Below are 26,484 nucleotides of genomic sequence, written 5' to 3'. Positions count from 1 at the left end.
ATGAATACAAAAACAATGGTGGATGACGCTACGCTTATCCACCCTACAAAACATGCGAATCATTTTAGTCCGGTGAATGCATCCTTGAATGGTCTTCGTAGGTCGGATAAGCGCAGCACCATCCGACAAAAATTTATCGCCGGGTTAATCTGCGCCCTTTCCTGCCTGTCTGTTCCTGCGTTTGCCCAGGACGGCAACACCCAGGTGCGTTTCCTGGTGCTCGCCAACCGCGAAAGCCCGCTTTCCAGCGTGGTTCCCGGACGCATGGCGAAAATCAACGTGCAGCTCGGCGATTCCGTCACGCAAAATAAAGTGCTGGCGACCATGGACTGTAGCGATTTGGTGGCGCGTAAAAATGCCGCCGAAGCGGAATATCACGCCGCGCAATTGCGTTACGAAGCCAAAGCAAAACTACAAGGTTTGCAGTCTGCCGCCGCACTGGAAGTGGGTTTAGCCGCCTCCGAAGTGAACCGTACCAAAGGCCAGATGGGGATTTTTGACGCCCAGTTGGCGCAGTGCAAATTCATCGCACCGTTTAACGGACGGGTGGCGAAAATCTACGTCAAAGAAGGCCAGGGCATTGGTGCGGGAGCGCCGGTGATTGATCTCGTCGGCAGCGGCACATTGCGCGCGCGTTTAAACGTGCCATCAAACTGGGTGGCGTGGCTGAAAATTGGCTCGCAACTGAATGCCTCGGTCGGTGAAACGGGCAAACAATATCCGCTCACCGTGACCAATATCAGCGGCAAAGTGGACGCCGTCAGCCAGACCATCGAAATCGAAACCCGCTTCCCGGAAAAAACGGACGACGTGCTGCCAGGGATGAGTGGGCAAGCCGTGGCGATTTGCCCGCCGGATGAAACCCGTTGCCTGAAAAGCGGAGCTGCAAATTCGTGACTTCCCCAACAGCCTTCTACCAGCTTGCAGCAAGGGTAGAAGCGATAAGCCACTGCGCAGAGTTAGGCTTCGCGATATGTAATGAAACACGCCAACTGGTGGAATATCGCCAGGCGGCGCTGCTGTCCCTCAGTGCATCAAACCGCGCAAAACTGGTCGCCCATTCCGGGTTAAGTGATACCGACAACAACACACCGTACGCCTTGTGGCTGGCGGATGTGGCCAAAGAAATCGCCCCCCATTGCCGGGCGCTGCCGCCCGAAGCCCGCGTGCTGGCGCTGGCTCCTGCACAACTCAGTGAACCGCTCGCCCGCCAGTGGAGCGAATGGCTGCCGCCGCACGTTTGGGTGCTGCCGTTAACCGGTGCCGACGGCGAAATTCACGCGCTGTGGTTTTTAGGGCGCGATGACGCCTGGCCGACCTCGCTTGCCCCGGATTCACCGGAATTTGCGCTGCTGCAACTGAGCGGTTTATACGGTTACGCCTGGTGGGCATTGACCGCAAAGCCCTCGCGGTTCCGGCAATTCTGGCAGCGTAATACCGGGCGGCGTCTGGCTTATATCCTGCTGGCGATTGTGCTGGTGATGTGTATTCCGGTGCGGGAATACACGCTGGTTCCCGCTGAAATTATCTCGCTACAAAGTGAAGTGATTGCCGCCCCGGATTCCGGCGTGATTCAACGCATGGTGGTTTTGCCTAATAGTGATGTGAAGAAAGGCCAGGTGCTGGCGACGCTTGACGACACCACGCTACACAATCGTCTCGCAGTGGCGCAGGCGGAACTGGAAACCGCAGAAACCACGCTGCATCAGGCTTCGCAACAAGCCATTGAAGATCAGCAGGCGAAATCAGAGCTGGCGATGGCAGAAGGCAAATATCGCGAGAAAAAAGTCGAAGTCGAGTCGATAAAACGCGATCTGGCAAAACTGACGATTCGCGCCCCCGGCAACGGCGTGTTTGTCTATTCCGACCCGGATGACTGGGCTGGCCGCCCGGTACAGACCGGCGAGCGCATTGGTTTACTCGCCGATCCGAACAATTTAGGCGTTCGCGCCTGGGCACCCGTGAGCGAGTCCACCAACCTTGATCACGGTGCGCCAATGAAAGTGTTTTTGAAAGTCGCGCCGCTGGACTCGTTTACCGCGAAACTGGATTACGCGGGCTATCAAACCGTCGAAGCGCCGAACGGCATCGCCAGTTATCTGCTGCGCGGCACGCTTGATGGTAAACCGGCGGTGGCGCGTATCGGCTTGCAGGGTACGGCTCGCGTGACAGGTGACTGGGCGCTGCTCGGTTACTTGCTGCTGCGCCGCCCCATCGCCACATTGCGTGCCGGGAGCGGCTGGTGATCAACGCCGCTGCCACCGCTCCACCGTGGCCTGCGCTGCGCGATGAACTGCGCCTCAACAGCGCGGGCAGCAACCGCGACGGCTCCCCGGCGTGGCATTTATCAGACCCGGTGCGAAACCTGTTTTTCCGTCTCGGCTGGCTGGAAATTGAAATCCTCAAACGCTGGCAATTAGCCGATGCCGGGAAGATCGCGCAGGCAATTAATCAGCAAACCACGCTGAATGTCGAAGAAGAAGATATCAAAGCCTTTGTGCTGTTTTTGCAGCAACAGCAACTGCTGCGCACCGCCCGTTTTCGCCCGGCATCGTCGGCGTGGAAATGGCTGCTGCACAGCTATTTGTTTATCCGCATTCCGCTGGTTCACCCGGAAAAAGCCCTGCGCAAAGCGCTGCCGTGGGTGCAACCGCTGTTCAGCAAAACCTTTCTTTGGCTGACGCTGTTTGTGGCAATCACCGGTATTGTGCTGGCGGCTCGCCAGTGGGATACCGTCGTCGCCACGCTGCATAATTCGGTGAACTGGCACGGTGCCGTAGCGTTTGCCATCGCGCTGGTATTTTCCAAATGCTGGCACGAAATGGGCCACGCGCTGACCGCTACAAAGCATGGCGTGCGGGTCGGGCATATGGGCGTCGCGCTGTTGGTAATGTTGCCGATGGCCTACACCGACACCGGCGAAAGCTGGAAACTGATTCGTTCGCGCGACCGGCTAAAAATCGCCGCCGCCGGGATTGTTTCTGAGCTGGTGCTGGCGGCGTGGGCGACGTTGCTGTGGTCATTCGCCCCCGAAGGCAGCGTAAAGAACGCACTGTTTTTCCTCGCCACCACCGCCTGGATTATGACGGTGGTAGTCAACGCCAGCCCGTTTATGCGCTTCGATGGCTACTACATTCTGAGCGATATTCTCGATTTTCCAGGCCTTCACGAACGCGCCGGAAACTGGGCGAAGCGGGCGATGCGCTGGCATTTGTTTGGCATCAACGACCCAAAGCCCGATAACGTCACTCCGGCCTTCGCCCGCTTTCTGACGGTATTTGCTTTCGCAACCTGGATTTACCGCCTGCTACTGTTTATCGGCATCGCGGTTTTGGTCTATCACGCCTTCTTTAAGGCGCTGGGCGTGGTGCTGTTTTTAATAGAGATTGTGACTTTTGTGGTGCAGCCGATGATCAGAGAAATCAAAACTATTTGGGCGCGTCGGCAGGAAAGCCAGCCGTTTTATCGCCGCAGATTACTGTTGATTACAACCGTCGTGTTGCTGGCCATTTTTGTGCCGTGGTCGAATAAAGTGAGCCTGCCGGGCGTGATAGAAGCCGGTTTTGTGCAGCCGATTTATACGCCTTACAGTGCAAAACTTGAGAAGGTTTTTGTCACCGACGGGCAAGAAGTGAAAGCCGGGCAGCCGCTGTTTGAGTTGATTGCCCCGCTGCCGGAAACGTCGCAGCGCAAGGCCGAAGAGATGCGCCGGGCCTGGGAATTCAGCGCGCGGGGTGCGTTGGGTCTGGATAAAGACGGCCCGGCAAAACAGGTGCTGGCAGACCAAATGGCACGCCAGTATTCGCTTCAGCAAAGTGCGGGCAACAGCGAATTGCTGCGTCTGCGGCTGGTGGCGGCGTCTGCGGGAAGGATTGAAGACCGTGATTTGTCGTTGCAGCCTGGAAGCTGGGTTTCGCCAACGTCACACATCGCGACCCTGGTGAATGCCGACCGTTGGCGAGTGAAAGCGCTGGTGGGCGAGGAAGATCTGGCGCGATTACGTGTGGGTTCACCCGCCAAAATTTATCAGAACGGTGAATGGCATCCGCTTATCGGGCGTGTGGTTTCTATCGATCATAACGTAGTGACGCGCCTGCCCTCGCTGCTGCTGGCTAAAGATCATGGCGGCCCGGTGCAGCTGAACCCGACGGCTCAGGCAAAAGATCTGCGCCCGCAAGGCGTGTGGTATCGCGTGTCGATTGAAGGTGACGGGAAAACCGCGCAGCTTAACCGGGAGAATCTCGCCGAAATTTCGGTTGAGAGCCAACGCCAGAGTCTTGCGCATCGCTGGTTTAATAGCGTGTCATTGATGTTAATTCAGCAGACGGGTATGGGGAAAGACGGGTAAAGTCAGCCCCTCTTTGCAGAGGGGCTAAGTCCTTGCTACAGGATGATCAGTGAGGTGCATATCAATACATGTGGCAGCTAAGTTGTGTCCTGGACCCACCCACTTCCTCCTGCGATACTGGAAGGGGTCGTTCTATTAATGTCCGTTTCCAGACTTTTAGTCAATTGTTTGACGATGACCTTTTCATTGATTTGCAAACCTGACACAAAATGTTATGGATTCCGTGCAAGGCGCAAAGCCTGCGCCAGTTTTTGCTGGTTGAAAGGCTTACGCAAAAGCTCGACCGGCGGCAGTTGCTGCCCGCTGCGGCGCAGATCCTGGCCACTGATTAACAAGCAAATCAGATGCGGATAATGCTCGCGAGCGTGCTGGATCACCTCTGCCCCGCTCATCGGCCCAGGAAGCATTAAATCGCTGATAACAATTTGAATATCCGGCACATCTTTCAGCAATTGCATGGCCTGCTGGCTGTCGCTGGTTTCCAGCGTCAGATAGCCAAGCTGATGCAATTGCTCGCAGAGCGTCTGGCGCACATCGTGTTCATCTTCCAGCACCAACACTAACGGGTTCTCTTCAGCATTAGCTCCTGCTGGTTCCGGTAATACTTCGCTGACCGCCTGCGCGGGCGCGCGCGGCAATTGTAAACGTACCAACGTTCCCTGCCCTGGCGCACTTTCAATTTCCACTCGTCCACCGGACTGGCGCACAAATCCATACACCATCGACAACCCCAAACCGCTGCCGCTTCCCGTCTGTTTGGTAGTGAAAAACGGCTCGAAGACCTGGGCTTTTATCTCCGCAGACATCCCCTGCCCGCTGTCGATCACTTCCAGCGCCACCATATCCTGCTTTCCACCGCCCGAACGCACCACACGCTGATTCCAGGTACGAATTTTTATGCTGCCGCTTTGCCCGTCCATCGCGTCACGTGCGTTCATCACCAGATTTATAATCGCATTCTCAAGCTGGTTAACGTCAATCCAGGCGGGCCACGCCGGATGCTGGGCTTCAATTTCAAGCGTCAGAGCGGCAGGCAGCGAATGACGAATCAGCGGGTCGAGGTTTTCCAGCAGATGTTTCATCGACACCACGTGCGGGTGCAGTGACTGTTTGCGGGAAAACGCCAGTAAGCGCTGGGTCAGTTGTGCGCCACGTTCGGCGGCTTTTAAGGCGCGCTGAATGCGTATGGCATCAGGCGAATCCACAGATGTCAGTTCCAGGCTGCCGATAATCACCGCCAACAAGTTGTTGAAATCATGCGCCAGGCCGCCCGTTAACTGCCCCACCGCTTTCATCTTCTGGCTGTGAACCAGCGCCTCCTCCAGCGCTTTACGCTCGCTGCGATCCAGCACCACGTTGACCATGCCGCGCCCCGGCACCGGGCTAAAACGCAGCTCGATAGTGCGATTGTCCGCAAGCCTTAGCTCCTGCGGTTTAGGAAGCGGGCGCGAAAGGTTCTCAACAATATGTTCCTGGAGCGGCGTCACCTGTTTTAGCAGGTTCATATAATGTTGCCCACGCTGGAGATGCTCCGGCGAAAGCCCCAGCAGCAGCGGATACTGCGGGTTCCACACCACCAGGAATCCATCGTTATCAAACAGCGCAAAACCGTCGCGCATGGCGTGGAAGGTGGTTTCCAGTTGCGTGCTTTTTTCTTTCAGCAGTTTCGAGGTGTGTTCCAGCGATGCGGTGTTTCTCGCAAAAACGTTAAATGCCCGCGCCAGCTCGCCCAGTTCATCACGCCGCTGCAACGCAGGCACGCTTACATCGCGCTCGCCCCGCGCCAGCCGCGTCATCGCATGGGAAATCGCCGTCAGGTTCGAGCCGAGGTTGCGGTAAATATACCACCCGGCAAAACCCGTAATCACCAGTGCCAGCAGGGCAAATAGCCCGATAAACGCAATCATTGATTGCAGCTCTTTGTGGCTCTGCTCGGTACGGTTGAGCGACTCCTGCGCCACTTTTTGCACGTACAGGTTGATGTCCTGATTCAAAAACGCGACCAGCGCTTTGATGTGGTACATGTACCAGGAAATCCCGAGATCGCTGTTTTCAAGCTGATCCGCAAGTGGCAGCAATTGCTGCAAATGAGCGGTTAAATCCTGCAATATCCCATCAACCAGCGGTGAATCGGCGTGCTTCGGGAGTTGCGCCATCACGTCCGTAAGCTGCACTACGGTCGCTTTTGGCGATGGCGTTTGAATGGCAATCAGAATCAAGCGGTCCATTTCCGTTAGCAGCCGCGCCTCCGGCAGCGCTAACCCGTCACGGGCATTGATATCCTGAATATGATGCAAGTAACTTTGGTTTTGATACAGCGCACTGAGCAGCGCATTGCGCTCCAGATGCCGACGATGACCGAGTTCCAGCATCCGCGTGACGCTGCTTTCCAGCTCGTTGCTGCGCTCCGTGATGCGTGTAACCAACTCCGGCTCGTGGCTAGCCAGCGGGGCATTAGCCAGATGATTAAGCGAGTTTTGTAGCGCCTGCTGCGTTTGTTGCAAACGCTGCGCTTCACTTTGATATTCCAGCGCACCCACCACTTGCGTGAGACGCACCGCCGCCGTCGCCACATTGGCGGTATCCCGCGCCAGCTCCATGCTGCCGGACATATCACTCAGCGTTTGCCCCTGAACTTGCTCCTGCAAGCGGCTGGCGTGATCAAAACCTAAAATCGCCACGCCGCACACCAGCAAAGTCACCGCTACTACCAGCAGGTTAAAGGACAGCAAACGTCCACGGGCGCTGGTGAGAAAGGGTGTGTGGGGTGTTGGCATGGTTTGGCTCCGGGTTGTAGCCGAATGTATGAAAACAGAATTGCCATATTCTCCAACTGGTGTCTAGTATTCTCCACTCAAAGGCAATCACTGCAATAAAGCATGGAAACCTTAATAGCTCCCTCGACAAGTCGGTAGAATTATTTATTCGAAATTCAAAATTCAATATCCAATAAATAAGCAGCCATTAAATTACTAATTATTTACACTAAAGTAAGGTGCAACATGGCAAATTCAATTTATCTGACACTTAATGGAAAAAATTAGGGGTTAATATCTGTAGGATGTATGTCCCTTGATTCAATTGGAAATAAAGCGCAGATCTCACATCTTGATCAAATTATGGTATATGAGTTAAACCACCGACTAACACGCATTGATAACGTCAATCATCACTGCCTAACCATCAGAAAACCTATTGATAAATCCTCACCATTATTGAGTAAAGCAATTAATGACAATGAAATATTAACTTGTGAATTTCCTGTGTATAGGACCAATCGCTTTGGTATAAATGAGCTGTATTACATTATAAAATTGACCGACGCGCGTATTTGTGACTTACAGCTCCACGTCCCCCATGTAGTTGACGACAGCAAAGGGCTTGCGGAAGAGACAGTTTCATTTGTTTATGAAGCAATTAGTTGGGAACATTGCACCGCAGGAACAAGTTCTTATAGTTTGTGGATGGATCGTGTCCTCTAACAGCATGCGAAGTAATGACTAACTTGTATAATATTAAACGACGCTAAGACAACTCATTAGCTAAGTAGGATTCAAGATATGTATCAAGGGCAAACAAAATATAATGCTATATCGGAAGGAGGGCTGAGGCGATTAACATTAGGTGAGATTAAATTAGCCTCTACACTTTATGGTTTCAGTATTCACTACAATCAAGTATGGATTCACTTAGAAAGTTACCTACCTTTTAATCTGCAGAACCCAGGACAAGCTATGAGTCCTAACGGTGAAATGTGGTTTAGGCAGGAAAAATATCGGGATGACTTCTCTCTTTCTCATGGGCCAAGTTTTAAGCATCTTTTTCTTCATGAAATGATGCATGTCTGGCAACATCAACGAGGAATGTGGGTAAGAACCAGAGGAGCTTTCTCTTGGGTTGCTGATTACACCTATAGTTTAGACAAGGCTAGATTGCTTGATTATGGGTTAGAACAACAAGCAAGTATTGTGAGTGATTACTGGTTGTTAAAAAATTATGGATTCTTTGGGAACAGTAATCTTTATGCTTACAGAGATTATAATGCTGATGCACCAGAAATAAATCTGTTGGCTATATACGAAAATGTGTTAGGGATCTTTCCTAAATGAAAAACTTATTTTTTTTAATTCTTTTATGTACATTATTAACAGGTTGCCCTGGTGGAAATAGAGAAGGGAAAGAAATCGGAGATTATAAACCATTCTACGTAACACGAGGAAATATATGTTTCAGTGTGAATAAAAATGATGTGCTAAGTCGCTATACTTTGTATTCTAATCAAGGTGGGGAAAAAAGACTCGTCGTTAATGATAGAGTTAAACTCTCCTATCCTGATACCTGTATAAATGTAGACCTGAATATGGGCTACCAGTATTCATCAAGTTATAACTTGAATGGTATTAATTATCACTATGATTTTTTTATCGATAATAACGGGAGTGTCACAGGATTAAACCAATGATTAAGAATACCTTAAGCAGCTGATGTGTATCTATATGATGAGAGTAAAATGAAACGATTCATGAAACAGTTCTTTTTTGACTGGATAAAAACCGAAACATTGTATTCATATTTACCGTTGGCCATTATTATTATTTTGTCCTGCACTTTTTACAGATATTTTCCTGAGCATTGGGGGAAGTCAACGTTGTTTTCAATTTTTATTGTCATCGTCGCGGTCTGGAAAATAGCGAAGCATATAGAAAAATAACCTTCCATCTAAAAGTTCTTCACTCATATTTCCAACATTCTCCGAGGCGCAATCAACGTACCGGTATTTGAAGAATGATGGGTATATGACAAATGTGAACAGCCTCTGACATTCTGCATTTACTTTGACGTGTTCAACTGGCAGCAATCGAACCTTCACCCGCAGGAGTCGCACCATGAGTAGCGTTCCCATTCTGGAGATGCGCAATATTGCCAAATCATTTGGCAAGTTCTATGCGTTGAAAGGTGTCGACTTAACGGTGTTCCCCGGCGAAATTCACGCGCTGATGGGGGAAAACGGTGCCGGGAAAAGTACCCTGATGAAGATTCTCGCCGGAGCCTATACCGCCACCAGCGGCGAGATTTTAATTAACGGCGAACCCTACAGCATCAAAGGGCCGAAAGACGCACTCAACGCAGGCATCACGCTGATTTACCAGGAGATGCAGCTTGCGCCGAATCTTACGGTCGCTGAGAACATCTTCCTCGGCAGCGAGCTTTCTCACGGCGGTCTGGTCAAGCGCAAAGAGATGGTGATGCAGGCCCAGACGGTTATCGACCGCCTCAGCGCGCAGTTTAAGGCCAGCGATTTGGTTTCGCGCCTGACGATTGCCGAACAGCAGCAGGTGGAGATCGCCCGCGCGCTGCACCGCAACAGCCGCATTTTAGTGATGGATGAACCCACCGCTGCCCTTTCCTCGCGTGAAACGCACCGCCTGTTCGAGCTGATTATGCGGCTGCGCGATGAAGGCATGGCGATTATCTATATCAGCCACCGCATGGCGGAAGTGTACGAGCTTTCTGACCGCGTGAGCGTGCTGCGCGACGGGCAATATGTCGGCAGCCTGACGCGTGAACACCTCAATGCCAACGAGCTGGTGCGCATGATGGTCGGCCGCCCACTCAGCGATTTGTTTAATAAAGAGCGCGATATTCCGCTCGGCAGTGTGCGTCTGAACGTTCACCACCTGACGGACGGCGTAAAAGTCCAGCCGGTCAGTCTACAAGTGAAATCCGGCGAGATAGTCGGCCTTGCGGGGCTAGTCGGTGCCGGGCGTTCTGAACTCGCACAGCTGATTTTTGGCGTGCGCAAATCGACGGGTGGGAGCATCGAAATCGACGGCAAGCCCGTCAAAATCCATTCACCACGCGAAGCGATTAGCCACGGGATCGGTTTCCTGACCGAGAACCGCAAAGAGCAGGGTTTGTTCCTCGAACTCGCCGCGCAAGACAACATCACCATGGCGACCCTTGAGCGTGACGCGCACTACGGCTGGCTGGATCGCAAAAAAGCCCAGACCATTTCTGACGATGCCATCAGTTTGCTGAATATTCGCGTGCCACACGCGCAAGTACGGGCTGGCGGGCTGTCTGGCGGCAATCAGCAAAAACTTTTGATTTCACGCTGGGTAGCGATCGGCCCGCGCATTTTGATCCTTGATGAGCCAACGCGCGGGGTAGATGTCGGTGCGAAAAGTGAGATCTACCGGATCATGAGTCAGATGGCAAAACAGGGCGTGGCGATCTTGATGATCTCCAGTGAATTGCCTGAAGTGGTCGGCATGAGCGACCGGGTGTATGTGATGCGTGAAGGCAGTATCGCCGGGGAGTTGCACGCCGCTGATATCACGCAAGAGAAGATTATGACGCTGGCAACCGGCGTTGAAGATGCCCATAAAAAAGGGGTTCACCATGGCTAGCCCAACCACGCCACAACAAGTCGCCAAATCTGCCTCGCTGAAAAAAGCGCTGTTTGGCGATTTGATGCAAACCGTCGGAATTTTGCCGATTTTGATCCTAATCGTCACCGTTTTTGGCTTTATCACGCCAAACTTTTTTACCGAATCTAACTTGTTGAATATCGCCCGTCAGTCGTCGATCAACATCGTGCTCGCCGCCGGGATGACCTTCATTATTTTAACCGGTGGGATAGATCTTTCCGTTGGCTCCATTCTGGGCACCACGGCGGTGACCGCGATGGTGGTTTCGCTGATGCCGGGTTGGGAATCGCTGTCGATTCCTGCCGCGCTGATGATGGGCACCGGGCTGGGGCTGTTTAACGGCATGTTGGTCGCCTGGGCCGGACTACCGCCGTTTATCGTCACGCTCGGCACTTATACCGCGCTGCGCGGAGCGGCCTATTTGCTGGCCGACGGCACCACGGTGATTAACTCCAATATCAATTTTGAATGGATAGGCAACTCGTATCTCGGGCCGATTCCGTGGCTGGTTGTTATTGCCCTGGCGGTAATTGTGGTCTGCTGGTTCATTCTGCGCCGCACCACGCTTGGCGTTCATATCTACGCGGTCGGCGGCAATATGCAGGCCGCACGCCTGACAGGCATCAAAGTCTGGCTGGTTTTGCTGTTCGTGTACGGCATGAGCGGTTTGCTTTCCGGGCTAGGCGGCGTGATGAGTGCTTCGCGACTCTACAGCGCCAATGGCAATCTTGGGATGGGTTATGAGTTGGACGCCATCGCTGCGGTGATTCTTGGCGGCACCAGTTTCGTCGGCGGTATCGGCACGATTACCGGCACGTTGGTCGGCGCGCTGATTATCGCCACGCTCAACAATGGCATGACGCTGATGGGCGTCTCGTATTTCTGGCAACTGGTGATCAAGGGTGCGGTGATCATCATTGCGGTGCTGATCGATAAATACCGTACCCGTCACCATCAAAGTGCATAACAAAACACAACACAACAATAGTCGTAGGTCGGATAAGCGTGAGCGTCATCCGACAAAACCAGACAGGAGATTCACCATGCGTTTAAAACTACTCGCTGCTGCACTCATGATTGCCGCTGTGCCTTTCGTTCAGGCAAAAGAATTGAAATCCATCGGGGTGACGGTGGGCGACCTCGCCAACCCGTTCTTCGTACAGATAACCAAAGGTGCAGAGCTTGAAGCCCGAAAACTGGCGGGCGACAACGTGAAAGTGACGCTGGTTTCCAGCGGCTACGATCTCGGCCAGCAGGTATCGCAAATTGATAACTTTATTGCCGCGAAAGTGGACATGATCATTCTGAACGCGGCGGATTCTAAAGGGATCGGCCCGGCGGTGAAACGCGCTAAAGACGCCGGGATCGTGGTAGTGGCGGTGGACGTGGCGGCGGAAGGTGCCGATGCAACGATCACCTCGAACAACACCCAGGCGGGCGAGATGGCCTGTAAATACATTGCGGATCGCCTGAAAGAAAAAGGCAACGTGGTGATCATCAACGGGCCGCCGGTTTCTGCGGTACAAAACCGTGTTGAAGGTTGTGAAACCGAATTTAAAAAACACCCGGGCATTAAGATCCTTTCTTCTAACCAGAACGCCAAAGGCAGCCGTGAAGGAGGACTTGAAGTGATGACCTCATTACTGGCGGCTAATCCGAAGATCGACGGCGTGTTTGCCATCAACGATCCAACCGCGATCGGTGCCGATCTGGCAGCGAAACAAGCTCAACGTAACGAATTCTTTATCGTCGGCGTGGATGGAAGCCCGGATGCGGAAGAAGCGCTGAAACGCGGTGGAAATACGCTGTTTGTCGCAACACCTGCGCAAGATCCGCAAGTGATGGCGGCGAAAGCGGTGGAGATTGGTTACGACATTCTGCAAGGCAAACCAGCGCCTAAAGAGCCTGTGCTGATCCCGGTGACGATGATCGATAAAAACAATATCGGCACGTATAAGGGCTGGACGGTGAAATAACCGATTTTCCAAACTCGTAGGTGAATAATCCTTCGGGTTATGGAATGCATATTTACCCTAAATAATTCGAGTTGCAGGTAGGCGGCAAGCGAGCTTATCCCCAGGAGCTTACATAAGTAAGTGACTGGGGTAAGTGAGCGTAGCCAACACCCCTGCAACTTGAAGTATGACGGGTAAAAGGAGGGAAAATGAAACGTTCTGAAGTAAACCAGATCCTCGCGCAAACGCGCCATTTCTTTATGCAGCACGATGTCCATTTGCCTCCTTTTGCCTCATTCGACCTGGCGAAATGGCAGCAGGTTGATAAACAAATCTGGCAGGAAGTCTTCGATCTCAAGCTCGGCTGGGATGTTACCGCATTCGGTGGCAATGATTTTCTCACTCAGGGTCTGACGCTTTTCACGCTGCGTAATGGTTCACCCGATGGCGCGCCGTATGCCAAGTGTTATGCCGAAAAAATAATGCATGTTCGCGACGGCCAAATCACGCCGATGCATTTTCACTGGCGCAAACGCGAGGACATTATCAATCGCGGCGGCGGCAATCTGATTGTCGAATTGTGGAATGCCGATCAGTTTGAACAGGCCGAAGAAAGCGACGTCACCGTAGTGATTGATGGTTGCCGCCAGACGCACGCGGCGGGCAGCCAACTACGTCTCTCACCGGGGGAGAGCATTTGTCTGGTGCCGGGCATTTACCACAGTTTTTGGGGCGAGCCGGGTTATGGCGATGTGCTGGTTGGGGAAGTGTCGATGGTGAATGACGATGACCATGACAACCGTTTTCTCAAGCCGCTCGAGCGCTTTAACGCCATTGTTGAAGACGAACCCGCGCGGCAATTGCTGTGCAACGAATATCGCCAGACCCTTTAATTTCCAGACCTTATTTTCCAACACCAGGGGAAACTTTTATGGCTTTGATATCGCTCGCCGATGGGCTGAAACACGCGCGGGAAAATGGCTACGCGCTAGGCGCGTTTAATGTCCTCGATAGTCATTTTCTGCGCGCGCTTTTTGCTGCCGCAAAGCAGGAAAACTCACCGTTTATCATTAACATCGCCGAAGTGCATTTTAAGTATGTCTCGCTGGATTCTCTGGTCGAAGCCGTCAAATTCGAAGCGGCTCGCCACGATATTCCGGTGGTGCTCAATCTCGATCACGGCCTGCATTTTGAAGCGGTCGTTCGCGCTTTACGCCTCGGTTTTAGCTCAGTCATGTTTGATGGTTCTACACTTGAATATGAGGAGAATGTTCGCCAGACGCGTGAAGTGGTGAAAATGTGCCACGCGGTGGGTGTTTCGGTTGAAGCGGAGCTGGGTGCCGTCGGCGGTGACGAAGGCGGTGCGCTGTATGGCGAAGCCGACAGCAACAAGTTTACCGATCCCAAAATCGCGCGTGATTTTGTCGACAGAACGGGCATCGACACTTTGGCCGTCGCCATCGGCAATGCGCACGGCAAATATAAAGGCGAACCAAAACTCGATTTCGACAGACTGGCCGCGATTCGTAGCCAAACCGGTCTCCCGCTGGTGCTACACGGTGGTTCCGGCATCAGCGATGAAGATTTCAGAAAAGCGATAACGCTCGGCATTCACAAAATTAATTTCTACACCGGGATGTCACAGGCAGCGCTGAGTGCCGTCGAGCAGAGAATGAATCAGCGTCATGCCATTTATGACGAATTCGCGGAGTTATTACTGGGTATAGAAGAGGCGATTACGGATGTCGTCGCACAACAGATGCAGATTTTTGGCAGTTCGGGTAAAGCGTAAGGAGTAGGTATGACAGAGCGCAGCGGCATTATCGCCGCCGGAAACATGTTAGTCGATCATGTGCATCAAATTGTGCAGTGGCCGCAGCGCGGTTGGCTCGCGGAAATTGTCCACAGCGAACGCTCCACCGGCGGCGCTCCGCTTAACGTTCTGCTGACACTGGCAAAAATGCATGTCGGCCTGCCGCTCCAGGCCGTGGGTTTAGTCGGTGACGACCACGACGGCGATTACATTATGGCCATGCTCGATCAGTATCATGTGAATCGCCAGCATGTGCACCGCACCACCTTTGCGCCAACGTCGATGTCGCAAGTGATGACCGACCCTGACGGGCAGCGCACGTTTTTCCACTCGCCAGGTGCGAATCGCCTGCTTGATTTACCCGCTTTTGACCGTCTTGAATCGTCGTTCAAAATCTTCCATTTGGGTTATTTATTACTGCTCGATAGCCTCGATATGGAGGATGCGGAATACGGCACGCGCAGCGCCAGATTGCTGGCGATGATGACGCAGCAAGGCTATGAAACCTCGCTGGATTTAGTCTCGCGCCAGGGCGACCCACGTTACCGCCCGATGGTGCTCCCTGCCCTGCGTTGGCTCGATTATCTGGTGATAAACGAGCTGGAAGCCGGTGAGTTTAGCGGGCTGGAAATTCGTCACGCCAACGGAGCGCCACACATCGAAAATATTGCCATTGCGGCGACGCAATTACTCGAAGCGGGCGTAAAGCAAAGAGTCGTCATTCACTGCCCGGAAGGCGCATGGGGTGTGGAAAAAGGAAAAGAAGGTATGTGGGTGCCTTCGTTTATGCTCGCCCGGAATGAAATTATCGGCAGCGTCGGCGCGGGTGACGCATTTTGCGCCGGAATATTATATGGCTGCCATGAAAAATGGTCGTTGGCTGACAGCCTGAAATTAGCCCACGCCTGCGCGCGCTCTAATCTTTTATGCGCAAATGCGATAGATGGCGCAAAAACATTAACGGAATTACAGAGTTTTATTAGTGAGCAGAGTTAATATTTATTACGTCATCGACTAATAATGATGGCGTGAATATATTATTTGAGAGAGACGTTCCATAACAATGTAATTTCAATCAATAAATTACATTGTGGATTTCATATTAAATAAATAAAAATTGAGTAAACTATGCGGCGGGTGCTTAGGGCTTTCAGTCCTGAGCATAAGTGAGGGATATTCTTGAACGTTAAGAATAAGAAAGCCCCGGGCAACTTTACGTTAACCTGTACTGCACCCATTTAGTTGGACTCTCTTACTGGAGAGCCCCATGTCAAAACGTAAATATCCTTTCGAAATGCGCCTGGCAGTGGTTATGCACTATTCCACTACTGATGAAGGTTACCGTTTAACATCTGCACGTTTTAACATCCCTAGAACACAGGTGAAGATGTGGGTGGCTGCCTATGATGCCTATGGCGAAGAGGGGCTAAGACCCAAATATAAAGGCGTTTCAGTAGACCCTGAGATCCGGGTGGCCGCTATAAAGGACGTGCTGGAAGGGAAGATGTCCTATAATCAGGTCGCTATTAAATATAAGATCGCAGGCCCTGGGGTTATAGCTAAATGGTTGAAAGTTTTCGATAAAAATGGATATGACGGCCTCCGATCTCTTCGCGTTGGGAAAAGAAGGGCACTTCATATGATAGAAACCCCTGAAGCGGTTGAGGCTGCAATTGAACGTTCAAAAGTTCAGCGTATCAAGGAACTTGAAAGGAGAGTCAAGTATCTGGAATTAAAGGTTTTGTATCTAAAAAAGCTGAAAGCCTTGGTTCGGTGAGGGAGAAAGTCAAAGTTATTGATGAACTGAGGCTGCACTATCCATTTGATGAACTTCTTGAAATCGCCAGCATTCCTCGAAGTACTTTTTACTATCACCTGAAAGCACTTAAGTTACCGGAAAAATATGCTGAGCTAAAATGCAGAATCAGGGAAATCTACGACGACAATTACGGTCGTTATGGCTATCGCAGAATAACGATGGCTTTAAAAAGAGAAGTTTGTGTAATCAATCATAAAGTTATTCAACGACTTATGAATGTTATGACGCTTAAGGCAGCGATCAGAGTTAAGCGTTACAGTTCATGGCGCGGGCAACGCGGTGAAACAGTCGACAATCTCCTTCAACGAAACTTTAAGGCCAGCCGACCTAACGAAAAGTGGGTCACTGATGTCACTGAGTTTGCTGTAAACGGCCGGAAACTCTATCTCTCTCCCATCCTGGATCTCTTCAATAACGAAGTGATTTCCTACAGTATTTCCGAACGACCAACCATGCCGATGATCGATGAAATGCTCCTTAAGGCATTTGCCAGAATGGACGCTGACAGCAATCCTGTTCTTCATTCTGATCAGGGCTGGCAATACCGGCACAGGTGGTATCAGTATCAGTTGCGCGAGTTCGGGGTTTTGCAAAGTATGTCCAGAAAAGGAAAGTGTCTGGATAATGCCTGTGCAGAATGCTTTTTCGGAACGTTAAAATCGGAATGCTTTTACACCCGTAAATTCAATGATGTTGACGAACTGAAGGTTGCCCTCGAGGATTACATTCGTTACTACAACACCCGCCGCATTAGCCTTAAATTCAACGGCCTCAGCCCGCTTGAGTATCGCCTACAGACCTATCCACTACGAATTTAAACCAATGACTTTATCAAGGAGGTTGTCTGGAAAACGTTTAGATAAGAGCCAGTTGCATGCTCTGGATTCTTATGTTTCAGGCTAATGAGTTTAAAACACCATCCAGATGCCGTTGCCGAAGCGCCATAGGACACGAGGACGCTCATTTCCGCTATGAGCGAGGAGCGGAAGTTGGCTCTTATCTAACAACTTAAAAGATGACAACGAAAGCCACACCGATTCAGGTCAGCGATAGACTCTTTTTACATTTGGAAAAATTAGTGCCGTGTCTTGAGCTAAAACAATGTGTTTTGCAGAGTAAGAAATACTATGGATATTCGACATAAATTGGGGAAGTAAAATGACAGATCCTTTTTTCGTTCATGAAGCATCAAAACTGCCGCATAATGAGATTCTGAAGAGATTAGAAACTCTGTATGAAGATGGAGCGATGAGTGACATTGAACGTGGAATTTATCGCCAAATCAAAGAGAAAGGTATCCGTAGTCTCTCAGATAAACAGCGTTTGCATTTTGATAATGGAATGATCCCGCAATGTGTTGAAAGATGTTCCATTAAGGGATGTACTAACCCTACCTATCCTGGTAAGGCTTATTGTGACATTCATAGTGTTGAGTACGGTGACGACTGATTGGTAATAATCCCACCAACAATAGTGGACACGCGACTTATTGAGTTTTACTGATGTCCTGTAGTGGAACAGTAAACCTGGCGGCCTAAACAGAGTCGCCTACTTCCGATTTGGCACGAAGCGGACCGCCCGAAGCACAGCGAGAAGCGGACATGAAAATTTATTGTCTCATAGTAGTTGTATGCTCAAGCTAATATATTTAATTTTAGTATATTGCCAATAATACAAACCCTTTAAATTTTAAAATTTAAAGGGTTTGTATTCCCATGAAATATAAGTACTATAAAGTCAACATGATCAATTTCATATCACAAAGGTGGAGTTATAATGATTAGAACTTTTCATTCAATAGGTCAAGGCGCTTTTTATACAGAGGAGTTTGATAATTTTAAGTTTGTATATGATTGTGGAACCGATACTGATGGTAAAAAAAGAGTCGAAAAATATATAAGAAATCACTTTAAAGAAAATGACATCATTAATGCTTTGTTCATATCGCATTTTCACAGAGATCATATTAATGGATTGGAATGTTTGCTTTCTAAATTCGAAGTTGAGAAAGTGTTTATCCCCCAATACGATGTATATGAACATGTTCTTGATTTTATGTATACTGATGGCAATCTAAATTCATTTGATACGAAATTAACAATAAACCCTGTCGAAACGATAAAGTCCATCTCACCCAAAACAAAAGTTATTTTAATAAAAAAATATACGAATAGGGACGATCCAGAGGAGAGGGCTATCGATATTTTAGATGATGGTGATGTTATTAATAGCGGTACTTTATTGCATTCATGTATTCCTAACTGGATTTTTATTCCGATCAATTATGACAATAGCAATCGTTCTTCAATTTTCAAACGATTCTTAAAACATCATGGCATTGAATTTAATAGCTCGGCAGATTTTATTACTGCATGGAGTTCCAAAAAGATAAAAAAAGAAATAAAACAAGCATTTGAGAAGCTACCAAAAAATCAAAATGAAAACTCAATGGTTGTTTATTCAGGACCTAATGTGGAGCAAAAATATAGACAGCATATGCAATTATCGTTAGCTATACATTTCCCACCCTTTATTCCATTTATCTCGACACATGCTGGCTGTATATATTTTGGAGACTATGAGGTTCATGATGATGCATGGAGGACAATAGACCGTATTCTTAATAAGTATTACAGTTTAACTGGAGTTATACAGATTCCACATCATGGTTCATCAGAGAACTACAGAGATGAAATTAATATGAAGAAGTTCCTATATTCAGTTATATCATACGGAACTACCAATAAACACGGGCATCCAGGTTCTTTTACCACTGCATCGGTTACAAAAAACTATGGGATTTTATTGGGGGTTACAGAGAATCCATCTACGAGGGTACATTTCTTTGTGGAATGAAAATGCTAACCTCTTCCCATTAAATAATTAGATTATTAAAAAGATAAAAGAATCATTTATATTACTCAGTAAAAAATATAAATGATCTCTTTTTAGAACCACAAATTATCTTATCAGCAGATAAATATCTATAATGTTTTCATTTCTGTTATAGGAATTTCATGTTCGAACAAACTCCGTCAGTATTTATTCCACAGTTCCTCTATTGATATAAATATCGAAAATAATCCATTAATATCATTCTAAATTAATATTAAGAAGGATTTTTATTTACAAAGTCCGCTCCTGACACGCAGCGGACAGGCAGTATGATTATGAGGTCTGCTATGAGTGATCTGCGGAAGTTAGTTTGCCGAAGTTTTATAAAAGTAAATCGCTCAATATAATAAGATGCTTACTTAACATCAGCCTTGAATTTCTCTAGTATCCTTGGCAGTAGTACCAAACTGGGAGGTACTGCTGCAGGGCAAAGTCAGGCCTGTTAAAGTCAAGCTTTGGTTTACTGGAACAGTAGTGGGATTATGTATTTTCCGTTAGCATAGCATATGCCTCACATGAAACATGTTTATCAACTATTCCCCAACATGAATGATTGAGAAAATTGACGCATGCAATAAGATTGTGGTTTGGCTTTTACACCGGAATTTATAAACGGAGAAAATGATGAGTAAACCCTTGTTGCCAATTTTAAATTATTTCTTTGTTCGATGTATGTTACTTTTGCTCCATAATACACCTATTGACTCTCCTTATAGCGATGGTAGATGAAAATGAAAAAAGAAAACCCAGTTAGAAATTTGGTAGCTAGTATCTTTGAGTTAGAATTGCAAGCCATAGTGACGAATATTGGTGCAAGCTCAGATACCCTTCACATGCTAGGTGAATTTGCTGAGTTTATGTATAGAAAAAATCGCTTTACTGAAGGAGAGGAAATTAGGACTGCAAATGAAATTCTTGTCCCTTTACTACTGGGACGTTATAAATCTAAAGATGGTCCACAAAAAAATTACGAACCCTCAGATTATGTCGAGGTATTTAATTTCTTGAGGGCATATAATACATTGAAAGATGCAGTGTTTTATTCATATGCCGATGATGAAGTTGTTGCGTGGAGTAAGGAAAACAACAATATCAAGGTTACTTTAAATGACGATTCAATTTTAAGACAACATGCTTCGGAATTTATGACTTTTAGTTTAAACTCACGGTGCGTGCCTTACGATCAAGTACAGGCTAATCCAGAAGAACTCCTTCAAGGTACTAAACATTTCGACTTGAGTAACCCTAATGTAGAAAAGGCTTTTGCCGCTATAGAGAGCATTGCGGACTGGAAAATAAAGTTTTATTTTTCTTATATACCTGAAGATAGTGATGTGATGCTTGATGGATATAAGTATTCTACATTCATTGGTATTTACAAATCCTTGTTAATACTAGCGTTGTATGAACGATATTTCTCCAAAGCAAACAACGTTTCTGGAGTCATTACCTATAAGGAAGATGAACTTTTGGGACAAGCTATGCAACAATATCCCGAAGAAAGTCCAGAGAGGGTGAAGAAGATATTCCAAGATATAGCAGTGTCATCAAGATCAACATTCAACTACATACCGTCCGAAAATAAGTATCTGCTGAACCCTACTTGTTTTTCACTAGTAGATGGTATTTCAAACATGTTGAGGCACTTTGCCAAGAATAATCCAGATGGTTTTTCGAACAACATTTCTGAAATAATGGGTAAAGGGTTAGTTAAGAAGATTAGGTCCAAGTTCGAGCAATATGCCAACTACAAATTGTTTAGCGATGTGAAACTAGATGAATTTGATCCTAAACTGCCAGATATCGACTTATTAGCAATATCATATGAGCCATCACTCGGGTTTCATGTTTTTGTTGGCGAAGTGAAAAACAATTTACCCGCCGCGTGGGGTAAAGATTATCTCAAAGCCAACGGAGCAAAGGGATTTATCACAAAAGCCATATCGCAAATAGAGAATATAAGTGGCTTCTTGAAAACAGATGATGGGTTAAAGTTGATTCATAAGTTCGCTGTTAAAGCATTTCCGAGTCTAGAAATAGACCACCTTTTCCCACATGGAATATGCATCATTGTTGATACACTAATAATCTCTTCTCAAAGCACAGGGATGTTTTTCCCCGAAAATACTATTCCAATTATAGATGGGGAAACATTAGGTCATATTATAGAAGAAAGTGATGGCGATACTAACTATATCCTGTTCCACCTAAGAGGACATAGTAAGTTTATTGATGAATGTACCAACCGTGCAACTGAGGAAATATCTGTCGGTGATTACACAATAGAATATGATATAATTTCTCTGGATAAGTTTTACGGTCTCGCTAAGAATGAGTTTGTGTCTGTTGGTGCTATTGAAAAGCTAGAGAAAGAATCTTTGGATTTGGGATATACAATGGCTGGTTCGTTGAGACACTTGGGTAATGAAGAGTATTTCATGAATAGCGAAGGCTGGCCGCAAAACATATCTCTTTTTGTTATCCACTAAAGAGCTGACCTGCCCCCTTAAACTAACATACCATGTGCCAGCAATGTCCGCTCCTGGCACACAGCGGACATCAGTATTCAAAAATTTGAAAAAAGATAACTTTCTGTATAGCATTTGCTATACGTGGTCGTTGTGCTATTCTTGTAAAGCAAACGCTATACAGGGGTGTCTTATGAAATCAGATGTTCAACTTAACCTTAGAGCTAAGGAATCGCAGCGGGCGCTCATAGATGCGGCTGCGGAAATCCTCCACAAGTCACGTACAGATTTCATTCTTGAAATGGCCTGTCAGGCTGCCGAGAATGTGATCCTCGATCGCCGGGTATTTAACTTTAACGATGAGCAATATGCGGAGTTCATCGATATGCTTGATGCACCGGTCGCAGATGATCCCATTATCGAAAAACTGCTGGCAAGGAAACCCCAGTGGGACATGTAACAGCACCAGAACCTCTGTCCGCTTTTCATCAAGTGGCTGAGTTCGTCAGCGGTGAGACTGTGCTCGATGACTGGTTAAAGCAGAAAGGCCTTAAAAACCAGGCTCTCGGAGCGGCCAGAACGTTTGTGGTATGTAAGAAAGATACGAAGCAAATAGCCGGCTTTTACTCTCTGGCCACCGGGAGCGTCAATCATACTGAAGCGACAGGGAATCTTCGGCGTAATATGCCAGATCCCATCCCTGTCATCATACTTGCCCGCCTTGCTGTCGATCTCTCATTGCGCGGAAAAGGGCTTGGCGCTGATTTACTTCATGATGCAGTGCTTCGTTGCTATCGGGTTGCCGAGAATATAGGTGTACGTGCAATCATGGTTCATGCGCTCACAGAAGAAGCCAAAAATTTCTACATTCACCATGGTTTCAAACCATCACAAACTCAGCCGCGGACATTGTTCCTCAGACTCCCTCAGTAATGCGAAAGGACCTTATGTTCGGAATTTATGAGCAATAATTAAATGGTGCGCATGCGGTTAGTTCAATAGACATACTTCATGAGAGAAGATGGTGAACGAGTTAATGGCTAGACAAGAATGCACGTGCAGTAGGAATGCTGTGGAATGGATAATACGGCTGCGAAATTGATTATTTAGCTTTATAGGGAACAAAAAAGAGCCCATGTATTAAATGGACTCTTTCTCTGATGCCTCGGTTAATCTGTCCAACTAAATGGGGTCAGTACAACCGAGGCTGATCCTCAACCCTGAACAAGTTGAGGTTAGCCTCTTACTCGCCGCAAGGCAAGGAGTAAAAAGGCATGAAGCCTACAAGAACTGTTGTCATATGTTTATTAATTGTTTGCTTAACATTAATAGCAATTACCTTATTAACACGCCGTAATTTATGCGAAGTGAAAATAAGGAATGATAAACAGGAGGTAGCGGCCAGGCTGGCCTGCTCCGAATAGTAAAGCTATCCGGGCGGGGTTCGCCCCGCCCAACTTGTGAAGGAATGAAGGGAGTAGTCTTAAGCACCCATTTATTATATATAATTCAAGCCGCACTATTCTCCGCCTGAATAACATCAGCCGAAAATACATATCCCACACCGCGAATAGTTCTGATTAATGCTGGCTGATGTGGGTTCGGTTCTATTTTTTTACGCAGGCGCATAATCAGCACATCTATCGTTCTGTCGAACACTTCCAGGCTTTCGCTGTGGGTCAGTTCCAGTAATCTCTCACGCGATAACACTTTGCGGGCGTTTTGTACCAGGGCCAGCAGCAGGCCGTATTCGCCCTGGGTGAGATCAACTTGTTCATGCGCACAATTGAATAGCTGGCAACGCCCGGTATCGAGTCGCCAGCCGTTGAAATGTACGCCGTTGGTTTTGGTTGTCGGAGTTTCAATCGCTAATGCGCCGGAACGCCGCAGCACCGCTTTCACTCGCGCCACCACCACTCGCGGGTTAAATGGTTTGCCGATGTAATCATCCGCGCCCATTTCAAGCCCGACCACCACGTCAGATTCGCTACCCAACCCAGTGAGCATCACCACCGGCAAATCTGGCCGCTGGCGTTGAATCTGTTGCAGCACCAGCAGTCCGTTAATATCCGGCAAAATCATATCCAGCAGCACCAGCGCAATTTCTGGAAACTGCGCGATGGCTGTCAGCGCATCATTTCCTGTGTGGCAGACCCGCACCTCAAAAACGTGTTCGTTTAGCACGTCTCGTAGTACGTCACAGATTGCCAGATCGTCATCCACCAGCAAAATTGCAGGTTTCATGGTTGTACTCCGCGATGGATGCATTAGGAAATTATAAGTGTGGGTGATTGTTGATGGAGTACCGCATAAATCCCAATAGACCGTGCCGAATTTTCAACCAGTGTCACAAACCGGAAGTGGGTCGACACGTCACTTTTGACGATGTCCTGTTTTTCGTCAGGGTTTTGCTGCTTTTATCGCCGTAAGATGCCTGTAATTCCCACTCTTTCTATGTGGCATAGATAATGCATAGAGAGCTGCAAGGTAAGTAATATTGACTGGAGCAACACTGATGAAAAAAGTCGTCACGGTTTGCCCCTATTGTGCCTCGGGTTGCAAAATCAACCTCGTGGTCGATAACGGCAAAGTCGTCAAGGCGGAAGCGGCTCAGGGTAAAACTAACCAGGGCGATTTATGCCTGAAGGGTTACTACGGCTGGGATTTTATTAACGATACTAAAATCCTCACTCCACGCCTGAAATCTCCGATGATTCGTCGCCAGAAAGGCGGCAAACTCGAAAACGTTTCCTGGGATGAAGCGCTGAACTACGTCAGCACCCGTCTGAGTGAAATCAAAGCGAAACACGGCTCCGATGCCATCATGACCACCGGTTCTTCCCGTGGGACAGGCAACGAAACTAACTATGTAATGCAGAAATTTGCGCGCGCCGTTATTGGTACTAATAACGTCGATTGCTGCGCACGCGTCTGACACGGCCCATCGGTTGCAGGTCTGCACCAATCGGTCGGTAACGGCGCTATGAGCAACTCAATCGTCGAGATTGAGGATACCGATTTAGTGTTTGTGTTCGGGTATAACCCGGCAGATTCACACCCTATCGTTGCTAACCGCGTGATTCGCGCAAAGCAAAAAGGGGCGCAAATCATTGTTGTCGATCCGCGTAAAATTGAAACCGCGCGCATCGCTGATATGCATTTGCAGTTAAGAAATGGTTCTAACATCGCCCTGCTTAACGCAATTGGGCATGTGATTATCGAAGAAAACCTGTACGACCAGTCATTCGTGGCCGAACGTACCGAAGGTTTCGACGAGTATCGCAAAATTGTTGCTGGCTACACGCCTGAATCTGTTGAAGAAATTACTGGCGTTACTGCGGCGGAAATTCGCAGCGCTGCACGCATGTATGCGAAGGCGAAAACCGCCACGATTCTGTGGGGCATGGGCGTGACCCAGTTCTATCAGGGCGTGGAAACTGTTCGCTCGCTGACAAGCCTTGCGCTGATGACTGGCAACCTGGGTAAACCGAACGTCGGTGTTAACCCGGTTCGTGGTCAAAACAACGTTCAGGGCGCCTGCGATATGGGCGCGCTGCCGGATACCTATCCTGGCTATCAGTACGTTAAAGATGATTTCAGCCGCGAGAAATTCGCGAAAGCATGGGGCGTGCCATCGCTGCCTGCTCACACTGGCTATCGCATTAGCGAACTGCCGCACCGTGTGGCACATGGCGAAGTGTATGCGGCGTACATCATGGGCGAAGATCCTCTTCAAACCGATGCGGAGCTTTCAGCTGTTCGCAAAGCATTTGAAGAACTCGAGCTGGTGATTGTACAAGACATCTTCATGACCAAAACCGCGGCTGCCGCCGATGTGATTTTGCCGTCCACTTCGTGGGGCGAACATGAAGGCGTTTATACCGCCGCTGACCGTGGTTTCCAGCGCTTCTTTAAAGCGGTAGAACCGAAGTGGGACTTGAAAACGGACTGGCAGATTATCAGTGAAATCGCCACTCGTATGGGCTACCCGATGCACTACAACAACACCCAGGAAATTTGGGATGAGTTGCGTGGTCTGTGCCCTGATTTCTACGGTGCCACTTACGAGAAAATGGGCGAGCTGGGTTATATCCAGTGGCCTTGCCGCGATGTTGCTGAAAGCGACCAGGGTACGTCGTTCTTGTACGACGGTAAGTTCGACCGTGCAAACGGCCTTGGCGAGTTCTTTACCTGCGACTGGGCGCCGCCAATCGACAAAGTCACCGAAGAGTACCCGATGGTACTTTCCACGGTGCGTGAAGTCGGCCATTACTCTTGCCGTTCGATGACCGGCAACTGTGCGGCATTGGCAGCTCTGGCAGATGAACCAGGCTATGCGCAAATCCACACCGACGATGCCGCGCGTTTGGGTATCGAAGATGAAGCGCTGGTGTGGGTCAATTCACGCAAAGGCCGAGTTATCACACGGGCGAATGTGAGCGAGCGTCCTAATAAAGGTGCCGTTTACATGACGTATCAGTGGTGGATTGGCGCGTGTAACGAGCTGGTGACTGAAAACCTCAGCCCGATTACCAAAACGCCGGAGTATAAATACTGCGCCGTGCGCGTCGAGCCCATCGCCGATCAGAAAGCTGCCGAACAGTATGTGATTGACGAATACAGCAAGTTAAAAGCCAGTTTGCGCGAAAGCGCGGCGGGTTAATAATCCCCAGGAAACACTCGAAAGCTGCCTGCCTGGCAGCTTTTTTTTTGCTTTTCACCCCTCTCTGCACGGGATGCATTGATTAAATTTTC

At 48.7% G+C, this 26,484-nt stretch carries 22 protein-coding genes; 20 read left to right on the top strand and 2 right to left on the bottom strand.

All coding sequences use genetic code 11. The annotated features are described in order from the left end of the window. The 3 genes from AC0IWZ_RS00445 to AC0IWZ_RS00435 are packed head-to-tail and all read left to right on the top strand — an operon-like array spanning position 1 to position 4,348. Positions 1 to 897, top strand: coding sequence for an efflux RND transporter periplasmic adaptor subunit (locus AC0IWZ_RS00445; RefSeq protein WP_471678404.1), 897 nt, complete (start codon positions 1 to 3; stop codon positions 895 to 897). Next, on the top strand, positions 894 to 2,246 hold the full coding sequence (locus tag AC0IWZ_RS00440) for an efflux RND transporter periplasmic adaptor subunit (RefSeq protein ID WP_034492525.1): 1,353 nt from the start codon (positions 894 to 896) through the stop codon (positions 2,244 to 2,246). Before AC0IWZ_RS00445 ends, AC0IWZ_RS00440 begins: the two co-directional genes overlap by 4 nt. Then, positions 2,243 to 4,348 (top strand): site-2 protease family protein, encoded by a 2,106-nt coding sequence (locus tag AC0IWZ_RS00435; RefSeq protein ID WP_471678405.1) that lies wholly within the window; start codon positions 2,243 to 2,245, stop codon positions 4,346 to 4,348. Before AC0IWZ_RS00440 ends, AC0IWZ_RS00435 begins: the two co-directional genes overlap by 4 nt. Before the next feature lie 212 nt (positions 4,349 to 4,560). Here AC0IWZ_RS00435 and AC0IWZ_RS00430 read toward each other — a convergent pair whose 3' ends face one another. Then, complete coding sequence (locus AC0IWZ_RS00430; protein WP_471678406.1) at positions 4,561 to 7,125, bottom strand: ATP-binding protein; 2,565 nt, start codon at positions 7,123 to 7,125, stop codon at positions 4,561 to 4,563. A 273-nt stretch (positions 7,126 to 7,398) separates the two neighbouring features. On the opposite strand from AC0IWZ_RS00430, the gene AC0IWZ_RS00425 reads away from it, so the two are divergent. From AC0IWZ_RS00425 to AC0IWZ_RS00350, 16 genes are all read left to right on the top strand, one after another. After that, positions 7,399 to 7,830, top strand: coding sequence for an Hcp family type VI secretion system effector (locus AC0IWZ_RS00425; RefSeq protein WP_246864843.1), 432 nt, complete (start codon positions 7,399 to 7,401; stop codon positions 7,828 to 7,830). Between the two features lie 78 nt (positions 7,831 to 7,908). Next, the gene (locus AC0IWZ_RS00420) at positions 7,909 to 8,457 is read left to right on the top strand and encodes a type IV secretion protein Rhs (RefSeq protein WP_471680482.1); all 549 of its coding nucleotides are present in this window, start codon (positions 7,909 to 7,911) and stop codon (positions 8,455 to 8,457) included. Continuing rightward, on the top strand, positions 8,454 to 8,810 hold the full coding sequence (locus tag AC0IWZ_RS00415) for a putative T6SS immunity periplasmic lipoprotein (protein ID WP_471678408.1): 357 nt from the start codon (positions 8,454 to 8,456) through the stop codon (positions 8,808 to 8,810). Before AC0IWZ_RS00420 ends, AC0IWZ_RS00415 begins: the two co-directional genes overlap by 4 nt. Positions 8,811 to 9,234: 424 nt before the next feature. Continuing rightward, entirely contained in the window at positions 9,235 to 10,758 is a 1,524-nt protein-coding gene (locus tag AC0IWZ_RS00410) for a sugar ABC transporter ATP-binding protein (protein WP_471678409.1), read from the top strand. Continuing rightward, positions 10,751 to 11,746, top strand: coding sequence for an ABC transporter permease subunit (locus AC0IWZ_RS00405; protein ID WP_471678410.1), 996 nt, complete (start codon positions 10,751 to 10,753; stop codon positions 11,744 to 11,746). The genes AC0IWZ_RS00410 and AC0IWZ_RS00405 overlap by 8 nt, the downstream gene beginning before the upstream one ends. 76 nt (positions 11,747 to 11,822) lie before the next feature. Beyond that, positions 11,823 to 12,755, top strand: coding sequence for an ABC transporter substrate-binding protein (locus AC0IWZ_RS00400; RefSeq protein ID WP_172895793.1), 933 nt, complete (start codon positions 11,823 to 11,825; stop codon positions 12,753 to 12,755). 188 nt (positions 12,756 to 12,943) lie between these two features. After that, positions 12,944 to 13,627, top strand: coding sequence for a D-lyxose/D-mannose isomerase (locus AC0IWZ_RS00395; RefSeq protein ID WP_471678411.1), 684 nt, complete (start codon positions 12,944 to 12,946; stop codon positions 13,625 to 13,627). Positions 13,628 to 13,665: 38 nt separating this feature from the next. Next, positions 13,666 to 14,526 carry a ketose 1,6-bisphosphate aldolase gene (locus tag AC0IWZ_RS00390; protein ID WP_034492507.1) on the top strand — a complete coding sequence of 287 codons (861 nt, stop codon included), beginning with the start codon at positions 13,666 to 13,668 and terminating at the stop codon, positions 14,524 to 14,526. A gap of 9 nt (positions 14,527 to 14,535) precedes the next feature. Continuing rightward, the gene (locus AC0IWZ_RS00385; RefSeq protein WP_471678412.1) at positions 14,536 to 15,543 is read left to right on the top strand and encodes a carbohydrate kinase family protein; all 1,008 of its coding nucleotides are present in this window, start codon (positions 14,536 to 14,538) and stop codon (positions 15,541 to 15,543) included. A gap of 271 nt (positions 15,544 to 15,814) precedes the next feature. Further along, positions 15,815 to 17,184, top strand: a protein-coding gene (locus AC0IWZ_RS00380) for an IS3 family transposase (RefSeq protein WP_471678413.1) whose coding sequence is annotated in 2 segments (ribosomal slippage) — positions 15,815 to 16,295 and positions 16,295 to 17,184 — 1,371 coding nt in all. Because the reading frame shifts where the segments join, the coding sequence is not laid out codon by codon here. Between the two features lie 340 nt (positions 17,185 to 17,524). Then, complete coding sequence (locus AC0IWZ_RS00375) at positions 17,525 to 17,815, top strand: hypothetical protein (protein WP_471678414.1); 291 nt, start codon at positions 17,525 to 17,527, stop codon at positions 17,813 to 17,815. A gap of 327 nt (positions 17,816 to 18,142) precedes the next feature. Next, the gene (locus tag AC0IWZ_RS00370; RefSeq protein WP_471678415.1) at positions 18,143 to 19,222 is read left to right on the top strand and encodes an MBL fold metallo-hydrolase; all 1,080 of its coding nucleotides are present in this window, start codon (positions 18,143 to 18,145) and stop codon (positions 19,220 to 19,222) included. Between the two features lie 770 nt (positions 19,223 to 19,992). Continuing rightward, positions 19,993 to 21,750 carry a hypothetical protein gene (locus AC0IWZ_RS00365; RefSeq protein ID WP_471678416.1) on the top strand — a complete coding sequence of 586 codons (1,758 nt, stop codon included), beginning with the start codon at positions 19,993 to 19,995 and terminating at the stop codon, positions 21,748 to 21,750. Between the two features lie 172 nt (positions 21,751 to 21,922). Further along, positions 21,923 to 22,189 carry a type II toxin-antitoxin system TacA family antitoxin gene (locus AC0IWZ_RS00360; protein WP_032611697.1) on the top strand — a complete coding sequence of 89 codons (267 nt, stop codon included), beginning with the start codon at positions 21,923 to 21,925 and terminating at the stop codon, positions 22,187 to 22,189. Then, the gene (locus AC0IWZ_RS00355) at positions 22,177 to 22,662 is read left to right on the top strand and encodes a GNAT family N-acetyltransferase (RefSeq protein WP_058675171.1); all 486 of its coding nucleotides are present in this window, start codon (positions 22,177 to 22,179) and stop codon (positions 22,660 to 22,662) included. The genes AC0IWZ_RS00360 and AC0IWZ_RS00355 overlap by 13 nt, the downstream gene beginning before the upstream one ends. 341 nt (positions 22,663 to 23,003) lie before the next feature. Continuing rightward, entirely contained in the window at positions 23,004 to 23,153 is a 150-nt protein-coding gene (locus AC0IWZ_RS00350) for a Hok/Gef family protein (RefSeq protein WP_072011121.1), read from the top strand. Between the two features lie 85 nt (positions 23,154 to 23,238). Here the strand turns inward: AC0IWZ_RS00350 and AC0IWZ_RS00345 are convergent, their stop codons facing one another. Beyond that, a complete protein-coding gene (locus tag AC0IWZ_RS00345; RefSeq protein ID WP_034492491.1) occupies positions 23,239 to 23,973 on the bottom strand; it encodes a response regulator in 735 nt (244 codons plus the stop codon). Between the two features lie 271 nt (positions 23,974 to 24,244). On the opposite strand from AC0IWZ_RS00345, the gene fdhF reads away from it, so the two are divergent. Further along, complete coding sequence (gene fdhF / locus AC0IWZ_RS00340) at positions 24,245 to 26,392, top strand: formate dehydrogenase subunit alpha (protein WP_081908361.1); 2,148 nt, start codon at positions 24,245 to 24,247, stop codon at positions 26,390 to 26,392. The last annotated feature ends 92 nt before the right edge of the window (positions 26,393 to 26,484 follow it).

Source organism: Buttiauxella sp. AC142 (genome assembly GCF_979253435.1).
Note: the sequence above shows the minus strand (reverse complement) of the source record. Positions and strands in the feature narration are given on the sequence as shown.

Bases quoted from the DNA above. Each gene is read 5' to 3' on its own strand.
- AC0IWZ_RS00445 (WP_471678404.1), top strand. From the start codon at position 1: ATGAATACAAAAACAATGGTGGATGACGCTACGCTTATCCACCCTACA.
- AC0IWZ_RS00430 (WP_471678406.1), bottom strand. From the start codon at position 7,125: ATGCCAACACCCCACACACCCTTTCTCACCAGCGCCCGTGGACGTTTG.
- AC0IWZ_RS00420 (WP_471680482.1), top strand. From the start codon at position 7,909: ATGTATCAAGGGCAAACAAAATATAATGCTATATCGGAAGGAGGGCTG.
- AC0IWZ_RS00415 (WP_471678408.1), top strand. From the start codon at position 8,454: ATGAAAAACTTATTTTTTTTAATTCTTTTATGTACATTATTAACAGGT.
- AC0IWZ_RS00410 (WP_471678409.1), top strand. From the start codon at position 9,235: ATGAGTAGCGTTCCCATTCTGGAGATGCGCAATATTGCCAAATCATTT.
- AC0IWZ_RS00405 (WP_471678410.1), top strand. From the start codon at position 10,751: ATGGCTAGCCCAACCACGCCACAACAAGTCGCCAAATCTGCCTCGCTG.
- AC0IWZ_RS00400 (WP_172895793.1), top strand. From the start codon at position 11,823: ATGCGTTTAAAACTACTCGCTGCTGCACTCATGATTGCCGCTGTGCCT.
- AC0IWZ_RS00395 (WP_471678411.1), top strand. From the start codon at position 12,944: ATGAAACGTTCTGAAGTAAACCAGATCCTCGCGCAAACGCGCCATTTC.
- AC0IWZ_RS00390 (WP_034492507.1), top strand. From the start codon at position 13,666: ATGGCTTTGATATCGCTCGCCGATGGGCTGAAACACGCGCGGGAAAAT.
- AC0IWZ_RS00385 (WP_471678412.1), top strand. From the start codon at position 14,536: ATGACAGAGCGCAGCGGCATTATCGCCGCCGGAAACATGTTAGTCGAT.
- AC0IWZ_RS00375 (WP_471678414.1), top strand. From the start codon at position 17,525: ATGACAGATCCTTTTTTCGTTCATGAAGCATCAAAACTGCCGCATAAT.
- AC0IWZ_RS00370 (WP_471678415.1), top strand. From the start codon at position 18,143: ATGATTAGAACTTTTCATTCAATAGGTCAAGGCGCTTTTTATACAGAG.
- AC0IWZ_RS00365 (WP_471678416.1), top strand. From the start codon at position 19,993: ATGAAAAAAGAAAACCCAGTTAGAAATTTGGTAGCTAGTATCTTTGAG.
- AC0IWZ_RS00360 (WP_032611697.1), top strand. From the start codon at position 21,923: ATGAAATCAGATGTTCAACTTAACCTTAGAGCTAAGGAATCGCAGCGG.
- AC0IWZ_RS00350 (WP_072011121.1), top strand. From the start codon at position 23,004: ATGAAGCCTACAAGAACTGTTGTCATATGTTTATTAATTGTTTGCTTA.
- AC0IWZ_RS00345 (WP_034492491.1), bottom strand. From the start codon at position 23,973: ATGAAACCTGCAATTTTGCTGGTGGATGACGATCTGGCAATCTGTGAC.